This window comes from Pseudomonas sp. IT-232MI5 (genome assembly GCF_949767845.1).
Classification (GTDB): Bacteria; Pseudomonadota; Gammaproteobacteria; order Pseudomonadales; family Pseudomonadaceae; genus Aquipseudomonas.
The window spans coordinates 57,303-75,880 of sequence record NZ_CATKQE010000022.1 but is presented as its reverse complement, the minus strand read 5'-3'; the positions used below and the strand labels follow the sequence as shown (position 1 = coordinate 75,880).

17 protein-coding genes are annotated in these 18,578 nt (G+C 60.9%); 7 read left to right on the top strand and 10 right to left on the bottom strand.

Going from position 1 to position 18,578, the window contains the following annotated elements:
- Window positions 1-7: 7 nt before the first annotated feature.
- The 6 genes from ACM6JQ_RS13615 (at window position 8) to ACM6JQ_RS13590 (ending at window position 4,404) form a co-directional block, all read left to right on the top strand.
- Window positions 8-1,588 carry an aldehyde dehydrogenase (NADP(+)) gene (locus ACM6JQ_RS13615; protein WP_414893991.1) on the top strand — a complete coding sequence of 527 codons (1,581 nt, stop codon included), beginning with the start codon at window positions 8-10 and terminating at the stop codon, window positions 1,586-1,588.
- A gap of 179 nt (window positions 1,589-1,767) precedes the next feature.
- Window positions 1,768-2,079 (top strand): DUF5629 family protein, encoded by a 312-nt coding sequence (locus ACM6JQ_RS13610; RefSeq protein WP_414893990.1) that lies wholly within the window; start codon window positions 1,768-1,770, stop codon window positions 2,077-2,079.
- A complete protein-coding gene (locus tag ACM6JQ_RS13605) occupies window positions 2,066-3,241 on the top strand; it encodes a lactonase family protein (protein WP_414893988.1) in 1,176 nt (391 codons plus the stop codon). Before ACM6JQ_RS13610 ends, ACM6JQ_RS13605 begins: the two co-directional genes overlap by 14 nt.
- A 156-nt stretch (window positions 3,242-3,397) precedes the next feature.
- Window positions 3,398-3,577: a hypothetical protein gene (locus ACM6JQ_RS13600; protein ID WP_095111451.1), complete on the top strand. Its 180-nt coding sequence runs from the start codon at window positions 3,398-3,400 to the stop codon at window positions 3,575-3,577.
- A gap of 360 nt (window positions 3,578-3,937) precedes the next feature.
- Complete coding sequence (locus ACM6JQ_RS13595; RefSeq protein ID WP_007916539.1) at window positions 3,938-4,150, top strand: hypothetical protein; 213 nt, start codon at window positions 3,938-3,940, stop codon at window positions 4,148-4,150.
- Window positions 4,147-4,404 carry a hypothetical protein gene (locus tag ACM6JQ_RS13590; protein WP_007916537.1) on the top strand — a complete coding sequence of 86 codons (258 nt, stop codon included), beginning with the start codon at window positions 4,147-4,149 and terminating at the stop codon, window positions 4,402-4,404. Before ACM6JQ_RS13595 ends, ACM6JQ_RS13590 begins: the two co-directional genes overlap by 4 nt.
- A 134-nt stretch (window positions 4,405-4,538) precedes the next feature.
- On the opposite strand, the gene ACM6JQ_RS13585 is transcribed toward ACM6JQ_RS13590, so the two are convergent.
- The 3 genes from ACM6JQ_RS13585 to ACM6JQ_RS13575 are packed head-to-tail and all read right to left on the bottom strand — an operon-like array spanning window position 4,539 to window position 10,002.
- Window positions 4,539-5,123 (bottom strand): glutathione S-transferase, encoded by a 585-nt coding sequence (locus ACM6JQ_RS13585; protein ID WP_414893987.1) that lies wholly within the window; start codon window positions 5,121-5,123, stop codon window positions 4,539-4,541.
- Complete coding sequence (locus ACM6JQ_RS13580) at window positions 5,120-8,761, bottom strand: AAA family ATPase (protein WP_414893986.1); 3,642 nt, start codon at window positions 8,759-8,761, stop codon at window positions 5,120-5,122. The genes ACM6JQ_RS13585 and ACM6JQ_RS13580 overlap by 4 nt, the downstream gene beginning before the upstream one ends.
- Window positions 8,758-10,002, bottom strand: a complete 1,245-nt coding sequence (locus ACM6JQ_RS13575; protein ID WP_414893985.1) for an exonuclease SbcCD subunit D C-terminal domain-containing protein — start codon at window positions 10,000-10,002, stop codon at window positions 8,758-8,760. The genes ACM6JQ_RS13580 and ACM6JQ_RS13575 overlap by 4 nt, the downstream gene beginning before the upstream one ends.
- Before the next feature lie 331 nt (window positions 10,003-10,333).
- Between ACM6JQ_RS13575 and ACM6JQ_RS13570 the strand changes: the two genes are divergently transcribed.
- Window positions 10,334-10,726: a hypothetical protein gene (locus ACM6JQ_RS13570; RefSeq protein WP_163030195.1), complete on the top strand. Its 393-nt coding sequence runs from the start codon at window positions 10,334-10,336 to the stop codon at window positions 10,724-10,726.
- A 178-nt stretch (window positions 10,727-10,904) separates the two neighbouring features.
- Here the strand turns inward: ACM6JQ_RS13570 and ACM6JQ_RS13565 are convergent, their stop codons facing one another.
- From ACM6JQ_RS13565 to ACM6JQ_RS13535, 7 genes are all read right to left on the bottom strand, one after another.
- Window positions 10,905-12,542 carry a BatD family protein gene (locus ACM6JQ_RS13565; RefSeq protein ID WP_007916503.1) on the bottom strand — a complete coding sequence of 546 codons (1,638 nt, stop codon included), beginning with the start codon at window positions 12,540-12,542 and terminating at the stop codon, window positions 10,905-10,907.
- Window positions 12,539-14,278, bottom strand: coding sequence for a tetratricopeptide repeat protein (locus ACM6JQ_RS13560; protein WP_414893984.1), 1,740 nt, complete (start codon window positions 14,276-14,278; stop codon window positions 12,539-12,541). Before ACM6JQ_RS13560 ends, ACM6JQ_RS13565 begins: the two co-directional genes overlap by 4 nt.
- Complete coding sequence (locus ACM6JQ_RS13555; RefSeq protein ID WP_007950106.1) at window positions 14,275-15,354, bottom strand: vWA domain-containing protein; 1,080 nt, start codon at window positions 15,352-15,354, stop codon at window positions 14,275-14,277. The genes ACM6JQ_RS13560 and ACM6JQ_RS13555 overlap by 4 nt, the downstream gene beginning before the upstream one ends.
- On the bottom strand, window positions 15,347-15,844 hold the full coding sequence (locus ACM6JQ_RS13550; RefSeq protein ID WP_007913911.1) for a DUF4381 domain-containing protein: 498 nt from the start codon (window positions 15,842-15,844) through the stop codon (window positions 15,347-15,349). Before ACM6JQ_RS13550 ends, ACM6JQ_RS13555 begins: the two co-directional genes overlap by 8 nt.
- Window positions 15,841-16,785 carry a DUF58 domain-containing protein gene (locus tag ACM6JQ_RS13545; RefSeq protein ID WP_095111444.1) on the bottom strand — a complete coding sequence of 315 codons (945 nt, stop codon included), beginning with the start codon at window positions 16,783-16,785 and terminating at the stop codon, window positions 15,841-15,843. Before ACM6JQ_RS13545 ends, ACM6JQ_RS13550 begins: the two co-directional genes overlap by 4 nt.
- Before the next feature lie 5 nt (window positions 16,786-16,790).
- The gene (locus ACM6JQ_RS13540) at window positions 16,791-17,750 is read right to left on the bottom strand and encodes an AAA family ATPase (protein ID WP_007913915.1); all 960 of its coding nucleotides are present in this window, start codon (window positions 17,748-17,750) and stop codon (window positions 16,791-16,793) included.
- Window positions 17,751-18,069: 319 nt separating this feature from the next.
- Window positions 18,070-18,423 (bottom strand): hypothetical protein, encoded by a 354-nt coding sequence (locus ACM6JQ_RS13535; protein ID WP_007913918.1) that lies wholly within the window; start codon window positions 18,421-18,423, stop codon window positions 18,070-18,072.
- Window positions 18,424-18,578 lie beyond the last annotated feature (155 nt).

The following is an 18,578-nucleotide window of genomic DNA, read 5'->3' as shown; positions in this document are numbered from 1 at the left end:
AGATCCCATGACTCAGATTCTCGGTCACAACTACATCGGTGGTCAGCGCAGCGCCGCTGGCGACGTCAAACTGCATTCGGTCGACGCAACCACGGGCGAACAATTGCCGCACGATTTCATTCAGGCCACGGTTGAAGAAGTCGACGCGGCAGCCAAAGCTGCCGCTGCCGCCTACCCCGCTTATCGCAGCCTCAGCGCCGAACGCCGCGCGCAGTTTCTCGATGCGATTGCTGATGAGCTGGATGCGCTCGGTGATGACTTCGTCGCTGTGGTCTGCCGCGAAACGGCGTTGCCGGCCGGACGCATTCAAGGCGAGCGCGGACGCACCAGCGGGCAGATGCGTCTGTTCGCCAAAGTCCTGCGCCGAGGTGATTTCTACGGTGCGCGCATTGATCTGCCGTTAGCGGATCGCCAGCCGTTGCCGCGCCCGGATTTGCGTCAATACCGCATCGGCCTAGGCCCTGTCGCAGTGTTCGGCGCGAGCAATTTCCCGCTGGCTTTTTCTACGGCTGGCGGCGATACCGCTTCGGCACTCGCCGCCGGTTGCCCGGTGGTGTTCAAGGCCCACAGCGGCCACATGGCGACAGCGGAACTGGTTGCTGATGCGCTGATCCGCGCTGCCGAAAAAACCGCGATGCCGGCCGGCGTATTCAACATGATCTACGGCGGTGGCGTCGGCGAATGGCTGGTCAAGCATCCGGCAATTCAGGCAGTGGGTTTCACCGGTTCGCTCAAAGGCGGTCGCGCTCTCTGTGACATGGCCGCTGCGCGCCCGCAACCGATCCCGGTGTTCGCCGAGATGTCGAGCATCAACCCGGTGATCGTTCTGCCGCAAGCCCTTGCCGAGCGTTCGGAAACCGTTGCTCGTGACCTCACTGCATCTGTGGTGCAGGGCTGCGGTCAGTTCTGTACCAATCCCGGTCTGGTGATCGGTATTCGTTCGCCGCAGTTCAGCGCGTTCGTGCAGCAAGTCGCTGGTTTGATCGGTGATCAACCGGCGCAAACCATGCTCAACGCCGGCACCCTCGGCAGTTACGGCAAAGGCTTGCAGAAACTGCTGGCGCATCCCGGCATTGAGCATCTGGCCGGCAATCCACAGCAGGGTAATCAGGCGCAACCGCAATTGTTCAAGGCCGATGCGAGCCTGTTGATCGATGGCGATGAAGTGCTGCAGGAAGAAGTGTTCGGCCCGACCACGGTGATTGTCGAAGTGGCGGACAAGGCGCAACTCAGCGCCGCACTGCATGGCCTGCACGGGCAACTGACCGCGACGATCATTGGCGAGCAGGCGGATTTCGAACGTTTCCCTGAGCTGACGCCGTTGCTGGAGCAGAAGGTCGGGCGGATCCTGCTCAACGGTTATCCGACCGGTGTCGAGGTCTGTGATTCGATGGTGCACGGCGGGCCGTATCCGGCGACGTCCGATGCCCGTGGCACGTCGGTGGGCACGCTGGCCATCGACCGTTTCCTGCGCCCGGTGTGCTTCCAGAACTACCCGGACAGCTTGTTGCCCGAGCCACTGAAAAACGCCAACCCGCTGCGCATCCAGCGCCTGGTTGATGGCAAACCTAGCCGCGAAGCCCTCTGAAAAACACCCCTGTAGGAGCTGCCGAAGGCTGCGATCCTTTGATCTTTTTTTTGATCGTTCCCACGCTGAGCGTGGGAACGATCAGACATCAAAAGATCGCAGCCTTCGGCAGCTCCTACAGGGCGAGTGTGCTTCTTGAGCTATCATTGCCGATTTCCCCCCTGAAAGACTTTACTGCCATGACTGCCCAAATCCTTCTCAACGCCCTCGAACACTGCGGTATGGTCGAAATCGACGGCCTGCACGCCTTCGAATTCGCCCTCGACGAAGATGACAACCTGCACATCGAATGCATCGATGGCCGAGCGGCCAAGCATTGGAAATTCACTCCGGCTCAGGTTGCAGCGGCAACATTTGATGACTCACTGCAAAGCTGGCTGATCGTCGGTTATTTCAATGAGACCAAAGCGATCGGCGAACACCGCCTGGTCTGCCATGGCGACGTAGTCAGCAGCAGCGATGATGAGGAAGAATCTGATGAAAATGCGTAAATTCTGGCCGCTGCTGATGGCCGGCAGCGTCGGCGCCATGGGGCTGTCCACGGCCTCTGCCGAGAACTTCCAGTTGCTGGTCGGCTCCTACACCGCCGGCACCAGCCAGGGCATCTATCGCATGAACTTCGACAGTGCCACCGGCCAGATCGCCGCCAAGCCGCTGCAAGTGGTCAAGAGCGAAAACCCGTCATGGCTGACCCTGTCCAAAGACCAGAAACGTCTGTTCGTGGTCAACGAAAACGGCCCGGGTCAGAAAGACCCGGTTGGCCGTGTCAGCAGCTATTCGATTGATCCGAAAACCCACGCCCTGAACCTGATCAGTCAAGTGCAGAGCCTGGGCAATGAGCCGACCCATTCGAGCCTCAGCGGTGACACCAGCCACCTGTTCGTCAGCAACTATTCGGTGGTGGAAGATCCGGGCGGTACGCTGGCGGTATTGCCGGTCGGTGCCGACGGCAAACTCAAACCGGTGGTGCAGATGAGCGCGCACCCGGCCAGCCGGGTCAATCCTGAGCGCCAGGCCTCCAACCACGTGCACTCGACGGTTTCCTCGCCGGACGGTCGCTACGTGTTCTCCAACGACCTGGGTGCGGACAAAGTCTTCATCTACCAATTCGACCCGAAAGCCAACCCGGAACTGCCGTTGACCCCGGCGAAAACCGCCTCGGTCGCCTTGCCCGCCGGCAGCGGCCCACGTCATTTGCTGTTCAGCGCCGATGGCAAACACGCCTGGCTGACCATGGAAATGAGCGCACAGGTTGCGGTGTTCGACTACAACGACGGCGTGCTGACCCAGACGCAACTGGTCGATCTGGCCGCCGGCCAGCCGACCTCGGACAAAGCCGCTGCAGCGCTGCACGCCTCGGCGGATGGCAAGTTCCTCTACGTCAGCAACCGTGGCACCGCCAATCAACTGGTGGTGTTCGCGATTGATCCGGCAACCGGCCAGCTCAAAGAGCTGCAAAAACGTTCGGTGGAAGGTGATCACCCGCGCGAATTCAGCCTCGACCCTAGTGGCAAATTTCTGCTGATCGCCAACCAGAAAAGCAACGAAATTGTCGTTGTCGAGCGTGATGGCAAGACCGGTCTGCTCGGCAAAACCGTGCAGAAACTGCCGATGGACGCGCCGAGCGACGTCAAGTTTCTAGTGCGACAATAAGCCACAGGCCCCGGTTTGCGGGGCCTGTCTCTTTGTATTAATCGCGCTGATATCCGGTAATGCTACAAAGCATTTCAAGCGATCAACCCTCGAGCGTTAAGTTTGCATCACGGCCCAACCGGGCAAGCAAGCCAACCGAACACGAGGGTTACCGCCATGAACTTCAATCTTTTCTCCGTGATTGCCGCTTCCGCCATCTCCGCCACCGTGGTGCTGCCAGCCAGTGCCAACGTTGAAATCACCAGCAAAAAATCCCACACCCAAAGCTACACCCAGAAATACCTGCAACAGAGCGCCAACTTCTACGCCGCCCTGGATCACAAAGCCCAACACTGAAATGCCCGTTCTGCACAACTCCCTGTAGGAGCTGCCGAAGGCTGCAGTCTTGATCTTGCCCTTGGGATGATCGTTCCCACGCTCCGCGTGGGAACGCAGCCCGTGACGCTCCGCGTCACTGGACGCAGAGCGTCCCAAGAGGCATTCCCACGCTGAGCATGGGAACGATCAGATCGCAGCCTTCGGCAGCTCCTACGCGTTTGCGTGTGTTTTTCGCAGCACGATAGGTTTCTTCAAACCCGCAAATAGACTGGCTAAATAATCAACGAAGCTGATGTTTACTATGGCAAACCCTGAGTGGTTAGCGCGGCTTTTTTGATTGATTCTGTGGACATCGAAACATGCCCACGGGAGAACACCATGGCCAGCGCAATCCTTCATTCAGCCAAACGCGGCGCCTATCTGGTCATCGGTCTGTACCTGGCCGTGGTGCTGGTCGTCAGCATCGCCTCGCAGATGGAACACAGCTTCGACGCGCCGATTCAAGTCGCCCATCCCGGCGTCCAGTTCGAAGTCCGCTCGCAAAGCGTGATGGTCGATCGGGCCGAACTCGCGGGAGTCGGCGGCGCATGAAAGGCTACAGACTTTGGGTCATTGCCAGTCTGGCAATCATGACCAACGGCGCTTCATTGCTGGGAATAGGTCAAGGCTCGGTTGGAGCTCTGGCACGGGCCATAGAGGCCAATCACACCATCGCGCACAACATCGAACGGGCGAATACTCTGGGGCTGATGGCCGGCAATCCACCGGTGAAGGTCTCGGCCGATTTTCTCGGCCCGTTCGAGATAGATTGCATGGCACTCGGCATGTGCAACGCACTGGCTTGACCCTGTAGGAGTGATCGTTCCCACGCTCCGCGTGGGAACGCAGCCCCGGACGCTCCGCGTCCGATTGGAACGCAGAGCGTCCCTTGAGGCATTCCCACGCAGAGCGTGGGAACGATCAACGCAGGAAGGTAAGGTTATTTCTTCATGATCGAGGTGAACAGTTCGGATTCGAGGAAACGCTGCAACCAGGCCTGTAAGCGAACATAAGGCGTCTGCGCAAACCACTCGCGGTCAACATGGGCAAACTGCCGAACGAAGGGCAGCAGGGCGATATCCGCCAGGCTCGGATGATCGCCCAGCAAATATTCGCGACCTTCAAGCAGCTCCTCCAGCCTCTGCAAGTACAGCGCCCCCTCAGCCCGATAAATCTCCATCGGTTGCTCCGGGTAACGCTCGGCGTACTTGTAGCGATTCAAATGCACTTTGAACCCTTGATCATTCTCTTCGATCAATTCAGCAATCCGCGAGTCGCCATCAAGCAACCAATCCTGCGGATCATTCTGCGCCAACGCCCAGCGCATGATCTCCAGACTCTCATCAATCACCCGCCCACCGGCATCCAGCACCGGCACCGTGCCCTTGGGCGAGATCGCCAGCATCTCAGCCGGCTTGGCCTTGAGACTGACCTCAACGATCTCCACCGGCACGTTCGAATAACGCAGCGCCATCCGCGCGCGCATCGCGTACGGGCAGCGGCGGAAGGAATACAGCGTGTTCATTTCACCTCCAGCGTGCTCAAACCATTGCCCTGACGCTGCACCTGAATCTGCACCGGAATCCGCTCGTGCATTTCCTGCACGTGGGAAATCACCGCCACTTTGCGGCCCTGTGCCTGCAAACCGTCCAGCGCATCCATCGCCAGTTGCAGCGACTCCGGATCGAGGCTGCCGAAACCTTCATCGATAAACAGCGACTCGATCTTCAGCGTACTCGACGCCATTGACGCCAAGCCCAGAGCGAGGGCCAGCGACACCAGGAACGTCTCGCCGCCAGACAACGAATGCACCGAGCGCAGTTCGTCGCCCATTTCCGTGTCCATCACCAGCAAACCGAGCATGCTGCCGCCGCGTTTCAGGCGGTAGCGTTTGACCAGTTGGCGCAGTTGCACGTTGGCGTGATGCACCAGCAGGTCGAGGTTGTAGGCCTGGGCGATCTTGCGGAAGGTGTCACCGGTGGCCGAGCCGATCAAGGCACTCAGGCGCGCCCAGCGTTGATACTCGGCATACGCCGAGGCAATCTGCTGCGCCAGCGCCTGATTGGCGTTTTGCCGGCGCTGGTCTTCGGCCTGTTCGGCACGCAATTCGGCGCACTGTTGCTCGCTGAGGTTGAACTGGTTTTGCAGCTCGGCGAGGGCACTGGCGAGTTGTTCGGCATCGAGGTTGCCGTTGTGCTGCGCCTGATGATCGAGCAGACGCTGGTCACGCTCCTGCAACAACACCTTGGCTTGTTCGATGGCTTTTTCATTGTGTTGCAGACGCTGACGCAGCTCGGCGACTTGCGCATCGTCAACCCGCAACAGGTCTTCGAGGCCACCGTCGTCCAGTTCAGGATGGCGGGCGCGCCAGTCGGCAATCTTGCCGGCCAGATCCTGCTCTTCGTTTTCCAGGGCCTGCAAACGCTCCTGCTGCGCCTTGAGCTCGGCAGCGATCTGCACAAGTTGCGTGCGCACGTTTTGCAGTTCCTGCGCGGTAGCGGTTTCGGTATTGCGCGCCTGCTCGACCGCTTGCTCAAGTTGCTGCTGCCAGTGTTCGGCGCTGCTGTGTTCGCCGAGCAGTTGCGCGAGTTTCTGCTGGCAGGTGTGCTGCTGCTCGGTCAGCGCCGTGAATTGCTGTTCGACGCTGAGCAACTGCTGCGCGCGGGTTTGTTGGCGATCCTGTTCCTTCTCCAGCGTTTGTTGACGCTGTTGCTGCTCGGCCTGTTCTTCCTTCTGCTGATCGACCTGCGCCAAGCGCTCGGCGATCTGCCGGTCAAGTTGCATGAAGGTTGCTGCCGGCTCCTGGCGCAAAGCTTCGAGGGTGTCGGCCGGTAGTAGATTGCCGAACGCGGTGAGTTCTTCGTCGAGGCGCTGACGGTCGCTGCTCAGCTCGCGCTGCTGATTGCTCAGGTGCTGCGCCGCTTGCTGATGCGCGGTTTCGGCCTGACGCAATTGCTGGGTCAGACGCGCGGCGTCCTGTTGCAGGGTGAGCAGGGCGCTCTGGCGTTGTTCGTCCTGAGTGATGCTCTGGTTCAGTTGCTCGTTTTGCCGGGCGAGCCAGGCATCGCGCTTGTCAGCATCCTGATTGAACAACTGCGCGGACAGCGGATGCGCGTCGAGGCTCGGCGCCAACGCTTGCTGCTGGGCGGCCAGTTGTTCTTGCTGTTGCAGCAGTTCTTTCTGCTGAGCAATGACGCCAACAACTTCGGCCCGCAGCTCAGTGAGTTTTTCCTTGAGCTGATCGACCACCTGCTGGGCGTTGGCCTGCTCGCTTTCGTCGTGGCGACCGAGGCTTTGCAGCAGCGCTTCGGGCTGATGATACGGGTGCTCGCTGCTGCCACAGACCGGGCACGGCTGATCGTCCTGCAACTGCGCGCGCAACTCTTCAACGCTGGCACTGCGCGCCAGGCGCTGGCGTTCGAGCAGCTCGCGGGTGACATTGAGGGTTTGTTCGGCGACGGTCAGCTCGGCTTTGCTTTTCACGCCGTCCTGCGTCAGGCGTTCGCGTTCCTGCTGGGCGCTGAGCTGACGCTGTTGCAACTCACTGCTGCGCTTGTCCAGATCCTGTTGCGTGGCCCATAGACGCGACAAGTCTTCGAAGGCGCGCAGTTGCTTGCGGTTGTCCTGCAGCAGCGTGCCGAGGAGACCGATCTGTTCGGCGACGGCATCGGGTTCGGCGCCAGCCTCTTTGAACAGCACTTCGAGTTGCTGTTTCTGCGTGGTCAGTTCTTCAGCGCTGCGGGTGGCGTTTTCTTCAAGGCTCGCCAGTTCGGCCTGGCCTTTGTTCAAGCGGTTGCCGATCAGCATCAGCTGTTGCAGGCGATCGCGGTAGGCATTCCACGCGTCGCTCAGCGGCGCCAGATGAGCGCTTTGCTCAAGCTCGGCGGCAATGCGCTGCAGGCGCTCGGCGACCTGCGTCTGTTTTTCCAGCAAGGCTTGAATGGCGTTCTGGCCTTCGGTGCAAGCCTGCTGCGCATTGAGCCTGGCTTCGCCACTTTGCGCGACATCCTTGGCCAGACGGGCGAGGGTGCTTTGTTCTTCAAAGGCCTGACGCAACAGCGGCGCGTTTTCACTTTGCCGTTGCTGTGCTTCGCTCAGGGCGACTTTTGCCGCGTCGAGATCCTGCTCCAGTTGCGTCTGGCGCTCAGTCAGTTCGGCGTGTTGCCGGGTGTGCGCGGCTATCTGCGCGGCCAGTGGCGTCAACAGGGCATCGAGTTCGCTTTTGCGCGCGAACTGGTGCCGTTGTGGTCCGAGTTGCTCCAGGCGTGTCAGCTTGACCCGCTCGCCAGCCAGACCTTGCGATTGCTGCTGTGCGCTGTGCAATTGCTCGGTGGCGGCCTGTTGCGCGTCCTGCAACACACGCAAATCCTTCAGCCAGGCGTGCTGCTGCTCAAGTTGTTTGAGCTGCGCCTGCTGCAACTTCATTTGCTGTTGCGCAGCATTGAAACGCTCATCCAGTTCAGCCCGGGCTTCGGGCGCCAGTGGCGTGACGCCGGTGGCTTGATCCTGCAACAGCTTGTGCGCTTCGCGGGCCTCTTTGGTCTTGTCGAAGGCGCGGCGGCCGAGGCGGGTGTACAGCGCGGTGTCGGTGAGTTTTTCCAGCAGTTCGCTGCGGTCGTTGTCGTCTGCCTTGAGGAATGCGCTGAACTCGCTCTGCGCCAGCAGCACGGCGCGGGTGAACTGTTCGAAGTTCAGGCCGAGCGCAGCTTCCAGTTGAGTTTTGTATTCGCCTTTCTGACTGGCGAGCAGTTGATCCTGATCGATATCGCGCAGGCTCTGCCGGCTGGCCTGCAACTTGCCGCCGGCCTTCTCGCGGGCGCGGTTGGCCTCCCAGCGCGCCCGATAACGACGGCCATCGACACCGACGAAATCCACTTCGGCATAACCTTCGCCAGTACCGCGACGCAGCAAGGTGCGCGGGTCGCCGGTGGCGATTTCGCCGTCGGCATCCGGGACTTTGGCGTCGCGGCCAGTGTTGTTCAGACGCGGCACGGCGCCGAACAGCGCCAGGCACAAGGCATCGAGCAAAGTACTTTTACCGGCGCCGGTCGGGCCGGTAATCGCGAACAACCCGGCGCTGGCCAGCGGTTCAGCGGTGAAATCAATCTCGAACGGCCCGGCCAGCGAGGCTAGGTTCTTCAAACGAATGGCGAGAATCTTCATGGCTGCTCGCCCTCCAGTTGTACGTCCTGCAGCAGTTCGGCGAAGTCCTTCAGCGTTTGTTCGTCGACCTCACTGCCATAGTTGTCGAGCCAAGCGCGGCTGAACAGTTCCTGCGGGGTGAGCTGGTCGAGTTCGATCAGCGCGCTGCCGTCCTCCGAACCGTCAGCGCCACGGTTGCCAGCGTATTCGGCGGCGATGCGTACCAACCGCACGGCTTTGCCTTGCAGGGCGCTTTCAACTTGATGGCGCAGATCCGGCTGCGGTTCATCGAGGGTTACACGCACTTCCAGCCATGGCTGGCGTTGGGTTTCGGCGAGCAGATCGATGTTCGGCAGATCGGCCAGTTGCAGCAGAATCTCGGCCAGCGGTGCCGGACCGATGCGCTGCAAGTTGACCGAGCGCGGGATCAGTTTCGGCTCGACACTGACCAGGGTTTCGCCATCAAGGGTGACGTCGAGAATCTGGTGCTGATAGCCAATCTCCGAGAACGACAATGGAATCGGCGAACCGCTGTAGCGGATGCGCTCTTCAGCGTTGACCTTCTGCGGCTTGTGCAAATGGCCGAGGGCAACATAGCTGATGCTCGGGCCGAACAGGCTGGCGGGCAGGGCCTCCGCGTTACCGATGATCAGGCTGCGCTCAGAGTCTTCCGACACTGAACCGCCGGCCATGTGCGCGTGGCTGATGGCAATCAGCGCCTGACCGGGTTGGCGTTTGGCGTTGGCCGCTTCGATCAGCCATTCGTGCACCTGACCGATACCGCGCAAATAGTTGTCGCCCAAGTGTGCGCCAGTCACCTCCGCCGGGCGCAGGAACGGCAGCGCCAGGCACCATGCAGCGACTTCGCCGGTTTTATCCGGCAACGGCAGCAGCAGGCGTTCGGCATCCAGTTGGCCGTCATCCAGCCACAACACCCGCCCCAGCGCATGGGTGCGCAAACGGCGCATCAGCGGCGCGGGCAGTTCGATCCGCGAGCCGGAATCGTGGTTGCCGGCAATCATCACGATGGTCAGCAACGGCTGCTGCTCGTGGGCGCTGACGATGAAGTCGTAGAGGCGTTCCTGAGCTTTGACCGGAGGATTGACGGTGTCGAAGATGTCCCCGGCGATCAGCAGCACATCCGGCTGCGCCAGTTGCAGTTGGCGCAGCAGCCATTCGAGGAAGCACGCATGCTCGAAATCGCGCTCCTGGCCGTGCAGGTTTTGCCCAAGGTGCCAGTCGGAGGTGTGGAACAGACGCAAGGTGGACTCCGCAACAATTAAATAGGTGATGGCCGCGAGGAAATGAAGGGCGGCGAAAGAGGGGAGAGTTTACAGATTATTGCGGCGGGAGGGCTTTTCGGGGAGGGCGCGCGCGATCGCGTCGATTTCAAAAATTGACCCCCTGACACCCACTGCCTACCATCGTGCCATTATATTGATATCGTTTTCGCTGCGTGCGAATCACCGCTGGTTGACCCGGAGGAGAGCGGAAAGGCGCGTTGAAGGTTTGTTCTTGTGCATGCATTTGAAATGACGACACAAAGCGCGTTGGGTAATGCTACGTGACGCTATTGTGATGGGGGGAGTAGTAATGAATATTGGCGCTTGTGTTGACTTGCAAGGGTGGCTGGTAATTGTAAGTCATAAACTATTCCTTATTCCGGAAGCCTATTCCGAAAACTATGAGGATGGTGAACGCTATGAGATTTCAAGGCCGGAGATAATATTTGCTGTTGCAGAGTTGGTTCTTCCGCTTGGCGGTGGGAAAAGCTTTATATTTCACAGGTCAAAATTGTCGGGAGTTGTGGTCGGCGATTCGCCGATCAAAATAGATCCAGTGTTTCTGTCTGTTGAGGAGAGAGGACGTGGATATATTTCCATAGATGTTGCAGCTGCTTCTCTAGATAAATACAGAGAACGCTATCAGGCTTTTTTTGAAAAGGGACGTTCGGGTAATTCAAATGACTGGTTGGACTATTTATAAGGATGTAATCGTCTGCCCTCTGGAAATGGCAGGTGAACTTTAAACCTGCGCATCAATCTGCGTGCCGCCGATTGCCTTTAGCCTTTTTTAATTTTTAGCAAAATCAAAAGATCGCAGCCTTCGGCAACTCCTACACATACCCTCTGTAGAAGCTGCCGGAGGCTGCGATCTTTTGCTTTTACTTCGGATAAAGCGGCGGTAACCCGCTATCACCCACCGGATCCTGCACCCGTTCCGCCGCGGGAATCGTGCGGATCGCCCGCCACAAATCCTCACCCTGCCAATGCTGCCCCGTCTCGCTGTACAGCGCACCATTCAACCCATCCAGCGCATCCGACAACGGCACAAACCGCGCTGCCATATCCGCCAGTGTCTCCGGCTGCTGACGCGCCCACGCATCCAGCGCCTGCCGCGTCGCTTGCGGATCATTCGCCTGGCTCGCCCGTTTGATGTCGTCCATCAACGTGCGCGGGCTCGGGCCGGTTTGGGCGGCGCGATGTACCGCTGGTTGCCAGCGGGCGCGCCACCACAGGCCGAAGCCGAGGAGGGTGGTGCAGGCGAGGATCAGGGTGCTGAGTTTCCACCACCACAACACATCGTTATCGACGACGCTCGGTTGCAAATTGCCGGTCGGGGTGTCGACTTGCAGGCTTGGGTTATTGGCCACTTGCAGGGTGCGCGCCGGCAGGCTGCTGTGTTCCAGGTGATCTTCAAAGGTGTTCCACCAGACCACGTCCACCGTCGGCAAATCGATGGCGCCGCTGCGGCTCGGCACCAGCGCTTCGCGTTCTTCGCGGCTGCCGACAATGCCCCGGTCAGTGCTCTGGTTGCTCAGCACCGGTTGGTCGGGGTAGCGGCGCAGGCCGTTGACGTCGGTGGCGGGCAGCGCCGGCAATTGCGAGGCGGCCAGGCCTTCGACTTTCAACGTCAGGCTGCGGGTCAGAGAATCGCCGACCTGAGTGTGTTCCGGTTCCGGGTTCCAGCTTTCGCTGAGGCTCAGGCTGCGTGCGGGCAGCCACGGCGCGTCGACCGGGTAGGTCAGGGGTTTGGGTTTCACGGTCAGGGGGATTTCGGCGGAACTGACGCGCATCAGTTTGCCCGGCTTCGGCCCCTGCGCATTCGCGTCCTGTGACGGCTGCGTATCGACCAGTGTCGCGCTGAAGGTCTGCGGCGCAATGGTCAGCAAACCGCTGTGTTGCGGGTAGATTGCATAGCGCATTTCGATCACGCCATGGCGCACACCGTTGAGGTCTTTTTCGTAGGTGCGCGTGTCGCCCAGTTGTTCGATGCGCGCATCGGCGATTTGCAGCGGCGTCAGGCTGCTGTCGTCGTACAGCGACACCGAATGGTAGATGCGCAAAGTCAGGATCGCCTGCGCCTGCACATAGACGCTGGACTGATCGAGGCTGGCTTCGATGAACACCGGATCAAGGCTGTTCTGGTTCTCGCGGGTGTCGCTTTCGACCACTTGTACGGTGATCGGCTGGCTCTGCGCGTCGCCCAGTTGCAGCGGCGGGATCACCACGCTGCCGTTCTCTTTCGGCAGCAGGGTGATGATCCAGCGCGTGGTCGCGCGGTTGTCGCCATTGAGGGTATTGAGCTGGTTGACCTGCCGCGTGCCACGCACTTCGAACAATGCCTCCAGCGCGGTCAGATCGGGTTTGCCGAACTGGGTGACGTCGCTGGTTTCGAGGGTGAGTTCGACCGTCTCGCCGGAGTTCAGGCGACTGCGATCCACACTGGCGGTCAGCTCGGCCGCCTGGGCGGTGGCCGTGCAGAGCAGCAGGGGCAGCAAGAGAGCGGTGAAGCGGGTCATCGAGTGTTTTCCTGATCCTGATGTTGTTGCTGTTCGTACCAGAATTTGCGTCGCAGCAATTCGCCCGGATCATCCGGGATCTTGCCCAGCCATTGCTCCAGTGCCTGACGCTGCTCGCCTTGGAGGTTGTCCTCGCTCGGGCGCAGCGTCGGCACGGTGTCCGTTTGTTCTTCCTCGTCGCTGCCCGGCACTTCGTTGGGGCCTGGCTGCGGCGGCGTGGTCGTTGGCGGTTCGCTGGCCGACTCGACAGGCTGCGACGGGCTCTGGGTTTCACTTTTCACGGCGGGCGGCGGCGTGGTCGCGGGCGCTGGTTCGTCGCCCGGCAGACTTTGCTGTTCGCTCGGTTTGGTGTCCGGCTCGGCGGGCGGCGGTGTGTTTTTCTGCTTGAGCAGGTTTTCCACCAGCGCCTTGTTGGTCTGCGCCGGACGTAAATCCGGTTGCAGTTCCAGGGCCTGTTCATAGGCGTCGATTGCCGCTTCCAGCTCACCGCTTTTCGCCAACGCGTTGCCACGATTGTAATGGGCGCGGGCATCGCTGCCTTCGGCAAAGCGCTGGGCGGCGCCACTGTAGTCGCCGGCCTCGTACAACGCCACCCCTTGCCATTGGTGATCGTCAAAATGCTGTGCGGCTTCGGCCGGGCGCTTCTGTTTGAGCAGGTGCAGGCCCTGTTGATCGGGGCGCAGCCACAAATCCTCAAAGTCAAAAGCGTAGCTCGGCTGCGGCAGACACAGCAGTAACGGCAGGCAGAACAACCAGCCACGACGCCCGGCGCAGGCGGCGAGCAACAACAGCGGCAACAGCAGCCAGTAACCCTGATCGGCCCAAGTATCGAGGCGCACGGTCTGGCCATCGTCGCGCAGACTGCGTGGACCGTTGAGCAGGCCGAGCGCGCCTAGATCCGCTTCGTCGAGTCGGGCAGGGTGGTATTCGCCGCCGATGCTATTGAGGAATGCGCTCAGGCCCGGACTGTCGAGTTGCGGTACGCGAATCGCGCCTTGCTCGTCCTTGAGGAAACTGCCGTCCTCCTGAGCAATCGGCGCGCCTTCAGCGGTGCCGATGCCGAGCATCAACAGTTGTGCCGACTCACCGTTGAGGGCACGCCGAATGCCCTGGCGCTCCTCTTCGTTCAATGAGGAGCCGATCAGCAAAATCCGCCCCTGACCGAGCGCGCCCTGTTTCAGCAGGGCCAGCGCTTTACTCACGGCCAGATCGGCGCGATGGCCGCTTTCCGGCATCAGCGAAGGCTTGAGCGCATCGAGCAGATTGCGACTGGTCGCCAGGTCATCCGACAGCGGCACCAGCGTGTGCGCGCTGCCGGCGTAGACGACGATGGCGGTCTGCGCATCGCTGCGTGCCTGCAACAGGTCGAAGAGCTTGCGCCGCGCTTGTTCCAGTCGCGTTGGCGGCGAGTCGGTGGCGAGCATTTCCGGGGTCAGTTCCAGCACCACCACCAAGGGATCGGCGGGCTTCTGGCTGGTCTGTTCGACGCGCTCCCAACTCGGCCCGAGCAGCGCCAGAATCGTCAGCAACCACGCCACGCCAAGGGCGATCCACGGCAGTTTGCTGTCGCGACCACTGCCGCCACTGAGCAGGGTGGCATGAAAGGCCGGCGGCAAAATCATCTGCCAGCGCCCGGCGCGTTTCTGCCGGTGCCAGAGTTGCCAGATCAGCCAGCCGAGCAGCGGCAGCAACAGTAACCACCACGGACGGAACCAGTGCGGCCAGAGCGCGATCATCGGCGCCTCCGCAGACGCAGGCGCTTGAGGCGCTCGCGCCAGTCAGGCAGTGGACTTTGCAGATACAGTTCCTTGGTGAACAGGCGTTGCAGCGGGTTGTCCGGCCACAATTCACGGGCGACCAGCAACAGGCTCAACCATAACGCCAGCGCCAAAGGCCAGTGGTACAGGGCTTGTGCCGGGCGGGCCTGGGTCGGTTGTTGAGTCACTGGTTCGAGTTGATCGAGGGTGTCTTTGATGGCTTGCAGTTCTTTGCCATCGTGGGCGCGGAAATACTGGCCGCCGGTGACTTCGGCGATGGCTTTGAGCGCCGGCTCGTCGAGGTCCAGGCTCGGATTGACGCCCAGCAGACCGGTCGAGCCGCTGTCCTCTGGATTGGCACCGATACCGATCGGGTAGATTTTTACGCCTTCGCTGGCGGCCAGTTTTGCCGCCGTCAGCGGGTCGATTTCGCCGCCATTGTTAGCGCCATCAGTGACCAGAATCAGTACGCGACTTTGCGCCGGACGCATGCGCAGGCGTTTTAGTGCCAGACCGATAGCATCGCCAATCGCGGTGTTCTTGCCGGCAATGCCGATCCGCGCTTCATCGAGCCAGACGCGCACGGTGTGGCGATCAAACGTCAGCGGCGCTTGCAGATAAGCCTGACTGCCGAACAGGATCAGGCCGACACGGTCGCCGTCGCGGCTTTCAAGGAAATCACCGAGCAGATGCTGCACCAGCGTCAGGCGACTGACCTCTTCGTCCTGCCATTGCATATCGGGGAAATCCATCGAGCCGGACACGTCCACCGCTACCAGCAGATCACGCCCGCTGGCAGCAATCGGCAGTGGTTCGCCGAGCCATTGCGGGCGGGCGGCGGCGGTCAATAGCAACAGCCACAACAGCATGAACGGTGCTTGCTGGCGCCACGCTGGCAGGTTGGCGCGGGCGCGGCGGCGGGCGAGGCCTTCCAGATCGGCGAGAAAACTCACTTTCAAGGCTGGCTCGCCACTGTCCGCCACTGGCAGCACCAGACGCATCAGCCACGGCAGCGGCACCAGCACGAAGATCCACGGCCAGGCGAACTCAAACATGTTTGCGAATCCACGTGTCGACAGCCTGGGTCAGGCCGGCGATGGCTTTGTCGTCGAGTTTGCATTCCGGTTTGTACGCGCCTTCGACCAGCACCATCCAGCGCGTCAGACCGGCCGCCGGACAACGGTTGTCGAGAAAGGCCAGCCATTTACGCCCGTTGAGGGTGTGGCTCTGGCTGTAGGGGTAATGGTTGCGGCACAGGCGTTTGAGCAGGCCGTTGAGTTGCTGCAGCCAGGCACCGGCCGGGGCGCCGTCGTAGGGTTTGGGCATTTGTGCGAGTTCAGCGAGGGCGGCGACGCGCACCGGGTCGAGCGGCTGCTCGGCACGGACGATCGGGCGTTTCCTCATGGGAATGAAGCGGCGCAGCTTCCACACGGCGAAACCGAGCAGCGGCAATAACAACAGGAGCAGCCACCAGCCTGGCGCCGGCGGCCAGAAGGCAATCGGTGGCGGCGAGATCAGCGGTTGCAGTTGTTCGAGGCCGTTCATCGACCTTTCCCCGGACGCTGCGGATTGAGGAATTCGCGCATCTGCTCGACCATTTCACTTTGCGTGCTCAGCGGCATCAGCAACACCCGCAGCTTTTGCGCGAGCAGTTCCCAGCGAGCGATGCGTGCTTCGGCCTGGGCACGATAGGTCTGGCGCAGCTCGAAGTTCAACGTGTCGAGTTCCAGTTGCGCACCGCGTTGTGCGAAGCGCAACAGCCCGGCGGCGGGCAGGGCGTGATCCAGCGGATCGGAAATCGGCAACATCAACAGGTCGCAATGACGCGATAACAGGCTGAGCTGTTGCTCGGCGCTGTCGGACAGTGCGCGTTCGTCACAGATCACGATGGCCAGGCTGCCTGGACGCAACACTTCGCGGGCACGGCGCAAAGCCACGCCAAACGCATCGCGATCCGGCTCACGCTCGCTGTGCAGCGACTGGTTGACCTTGACCAGACGGTTGAGCAATTGCAGCAGGCTCTGTTTGCTGCGCCGTGGCTTGATTTCGTAGTGCTCGTTGTCGCCGAACACCAGCCCGCCAACCCGGTCATTGTGGCCAAGTGCGGCCCAGCCGATCAGTGCCGCGACTTGCGCCGCGAGGACCGATTTGAACATCAGCCCCGAGCCGAAAAACAGCCGTGTGCTTTGCTCGACCATGATGAAAATCGGCCGTTCGCGTTCTTCATGGAACAGCTTGGTGTGGGGCTCTTGCGTGCGTGCGGTGACGCGCCAGTCGATGGTGCGCACGTCGTCGCCGGCCTGATAGACCCGCACCTGATCGAAGTCGACGCCACGGCCACGGAATTTCGAGTGATGCAGGCCGATCAGCGGGCTGCGCTGACTCGGCGTGGAAAACAGCTGCACCTCGCGCACACGGTGACGCATCTCGATCAGCTCGGCGAGGCTGACGCGGATGCCCGGTTCTGACGGCTGGGAGGCGTTCATGGGGGTCAAGCGACAGCTACGACGTCGAGAATCCGCTGCACCACCCGATCCTGATCGATGCCGGCGGCTTCGGCTTCAAACGACAGGATGATGCGGTGACGCAACACATCGAACAGCACCGCTTGAATGTCTTCCGGGCTGACGAAGTCGCGACCGGCCAGCCAGGCGTGGGCGCGGGCGCAGCGGTCAAGGGCAATCGAGCCACGCGGGCTGGCGCCATAGGCGATCCACTCGGCCATTTCCGGGTCGAACTTGGCCGGGTTGCGCGTGGCCATGACCAGTTGCACGAGGTATTCCTCCACGGCGTCGGCCATGTACAGACCGAGGATTTCCTTGCGCGCGGCGAAAATCGCCTGCTGGCTCACACGGCGCTCGGGCTTGGTCTCGCCGTTCAGCGCTTCGCCACGGGCCTGCTGCAGGATGCGACGTTCGACGGCAGCGTCCGGGAAACCGATTTTCACGTGCATCAGGAAACGGTCGAGTTGCGCTTCCGGCAGCGGGTAAGTGCCTTCCTGCTCGATCGGGTTTTGCGTGGCCATCACCAGAAACAGCGGCGACAGCTCATAAGTGCTGCGGCCGACACTGACTTGACGCTCGGCCATGGCTTCGAGCAGCGCCGATTGCACCTTGGCCGGGGCACGGTTGATTTCGTCCGCCAACACCAGGTTGTGGAAGATCGGCCCTTGCTGGAACACGAAACTACCGGTTTCCGGGCGATAGATCTCGGTGCCGGTGATGTCGGCCGGCAGCAGATCCGGGGTGAACTGAATGCGATGGAACTGAGCTTCGATGCCCTCGGCGAGTTCTTTGATCGCTTTGGTCTTGGCCAGACCCGGAGCGCCCTCGACCAGCATGTGGCCATCGGCGAGCAGGGCGATGAGCAAACGCTCGATGAGTTTTTCCTGGCCGAGAATCTGCGTTGAAAGAAAGGTTCGCAGCGCCAGCAGCGCTTCACGATGTTCCATCGGTGACTGTTCCTGGAAAGGGGTGGCCACAGGCGTTCGGATAACGCCGGGGCTGGGGGCGTTACTTTAATCCATCGCGGGGGGTGGCGACTAACGGCATTTTGTAGAAAAAGGCAAAAGATCGCAGCCTGCGGCAGCTCCTACAGGTGATTGCATTCCAATGTAGGAGCTGCCGCAGGCTGCGATCTTTTGGCTGTCGGTGAAGGCCTCATCGCTGGCAAGCCAGCTCCCACAGGGACCGATGTGTTGCATAGATCGCGTTCACACCGCTGATACCTGTGGGAGCTGGCTTGCCAGCGATGGGGCAGTCTGGACGCCATCAAACTTCGTTAATGAAGGTACCCGTCCCGTCAAGGATATTCGTCAAGGTCTCGACAACCTCATCCAGATCCACCATATCCGGGTTAAAGCTGATCTCCAGCACATCATCCCCATTCAACGCATCGGCATCCGCCGCCGCAATCTCGATCTTCAGTAGCGTCGAAGTCAGGGTGACTTTCACACCGTCGAGGGTCGAAGGCTCGCCATCCAGAGTGATCTCCAGCTCATCCTCATCCGGGTAGCGGCTCATCAGGAACATGTCGCCCTTGTCGCTGTGGCAGCAGAGCATGGCCATGTTGTCTTCTTCGTCATCGCACGGGTTGACGATCAGTAGGGCGGTGGTCATTTGCATGGTCAATTCCTGCCTCAAAGGGCGTGTCGGTCGCTAATGGGCGCGATTCTGCCAGTCCTCGGGAATTTCTGCATGTGAGAGTGTCAGAGGATGTGTCGTGAACGCGACGTGGGTCAATGGTCATTTCTGGCACGCATGTACCGTAAAAACGGGCA